Annotated in this window: 3 protein-coding genes; 1 reads left to right on the top strand and 2 read right to left on the bottom strand. The window is 66.2% G+C overall.

The genetic code is table 11. The features are described from left to right. Nucleotides 1–700: MlaE family ABC transporter permease (locus V6M39_RS01035; protein WP_332641793.1), on the bottom strand; the 700-nt coding region annotated here is incomplete at its 3' end. An 8-nt stretch (nucleotides 701–708) separates the two neighbouring features. Then, nucleotides 709–1,476 carry an MlaE family ABC transporter permease gene (locus V6M39_RS01030; RefSeq protein WP_332641792.1) on the bottom strand — a complete coding sequence of 256 codons (768 nt, stop codon included), beginning with the start codon at nucleotides 1,474–1,476 and terminating at the stop codon, nucleotides 709–711. A 135-nt stretch (nucleotides 1,477–1,611) separates the two neighbouring features. On the opposite strand from V6M39_RS01030, the gene V6M39_RS01025 reads away from it, so the two are divergent. Beyond that, on the top strand, nucleotides 1,612–1,841 hold a 230-nt coding region (locus tag V6M39_RS01025; RefSeq protein WP_332641791.1), incomplete at its 3' end, for an SDR family NAD(P)-dependent oxidoreductase.

Below are 1,841 nucleotides of genomic sequence, written 5' to 3'. Positions count from 1 at the left end.
TGTAGCCGTAGAAGGTGTGCACGAGCATCACCACGATGACCATGCCGAGCACCTGGATGTAGGCGAAGACGATGTCCATGGGGTGCAGGTAGAGGAAGAAGTAGTGGGAGAAGTTGCCGGCGCCGACGTCGTAGAAGAAGACCAGCAGCAGGTAGTCGGCCAGAAAGCCGCCGAGGGTGGCGAAGATGTAGAGCGGGGTGATCACGATCATCCCCGCGGCAACGCGCGTGGTGGCGAGGTAGGGCAGCGACGGGATGGCCATCACCTCGATCGCGTCGATCTCCTCGCTGATCCGCATCGCACCGAGCTGCGAGGTCGTCGCCGCACCGAGCGTCACCGACAGCGCGACACCGGCGAGCAACGGCGTGGAGAGTCGGGCCGTGAAGAAGGCAGCCAGCAGGGGGCTGAGTGATCCGACGCCGAGGCTCGAGGACGACTCGAAGCCCTGCGCTGCGGCCACCGCCCCCGCGAAGAAGGTGATCGAGGCGACGATCACGATCGAGCCACCGACGAGGGCGAGGGCACCGGTGCCGGTACCGAGCTCGGCGATCAGCTTGATGATCTCGCCGGGGTGGCGGCGAAGCGCGCGCGGGATTCCGGTGAGCACGCGCGCATAGAAGAGGCCGTGCGCTCCGATGGCGTCAAGCGTCCGGAGCGGCGCGCGACGTGCGGCTTCGAGCTTGGGAGAAAGGACAGACATCAGGGGCCTCAGAGGATGGCGAACTGGATCAGGCTGATGGTCAGGCTGACGGGAACGAGCACGGCCACGGTGATCACCACGGCCTGGTTGACGGCGTCACCGACACCCTTGGATCCGCCGGCCACGTTGAGGCCGCGATAGCAGGCGATGATGGCGGCGATCAGGCCGAAGACGAAGGCCTTGATCATGCTGAACATCAGCTCTGGGATCCCGGTGAACAAGGGGATGCTGGCGACGTAGGCGCCCGGATTGACGTCCTGGAGATAGACCGAGAAGAAGTAGCCACCAGCGAGGCCACCGGCGCAGATGAGGACGTTCAGGACGAGGGTCACCAGCACCGCGGCCACGATCCGGGGTACGACGAGCCGCTGGATCGGGTCGATGCCCAGCACCTGCATGGCCGCGATCTCCTCACGGATGGTGCGCGCCGCGAGGTCCGCACACATCGCCGTGCCGCCGGCACCGGCCACCACCACGACCGTGACGAACGGACCGATCTGCTGCACGGACGCGATGCCCGCAATGCCGCCCGCGAGGTCGAGGGCGCCGAGGTCCTTGAGCAACAGGTTGACCTCGAAGATCACCAGCAACGTGAAGCCGAGCATCACCAGCAGGGTCGGCACCAGCGAGACCCGCGTGATGAACCACGCCTGCTGCACGGCCTCACGCCACGAGAACCGCTTGGTGAACATGATCACGAGGGCGTCCAGCGTCATCGCCAGAATCCCGCCGAGCTCACGCGTCGGCTTGGCCGCAGCCTCGACCATTGACGCCATCGCACTCCCCCAAGGGCTTCCGGTAAATTTGAATCTGGATTAACGTAACTCTACTTATGGAACGCTAGATGGGTCGGCGCGGCGTGTCAAGCGTCACGCCGGAGATCGACATCGCCCCGCCTCGAAGGAGCACAGATGGACCTGGGACTGAAGGACGCACGCGTACTGATCACCGGAGGCGCCTCGAACATCGGACGCGGCATCGTGCACGCCTTCGCCACCGAGGGCAGCCGGATCGTGCTCTCGGACATCGACGGCCAGCAGGCCGAGAAGGTCGCGGCCGAGGCCCTCGACCGCGGCGCCACGGGCGTCGAGGTGGTCGTGGGCGACCTGACCGCGGAGGGCGAGGCGCAGCGCGCTGCCGA

Origin of the sequence: Aeromicrobium sp., from assembly GCF_036675695.1 — a bacterium.
Lineage (GTDB): Bacteria > Actinomycetota > Actinomycetes > Propionibacteriales > Nocardioidaceae > Aeromicrobium.
This window is presented reverse-complemented; position numbering and strand designations above follow the sequence as displayed.

Bases quoted from the DNA above. Each gene is read 5' to 3' on its own strand.
- V6M39_RS01030 (WP_332641792.1), bottom strand. From the start codon at position 1,476: ATGGCGTCAATGGTCGAGGCTGCGGCCAAGCCGACGCGTGAGCTCGGC.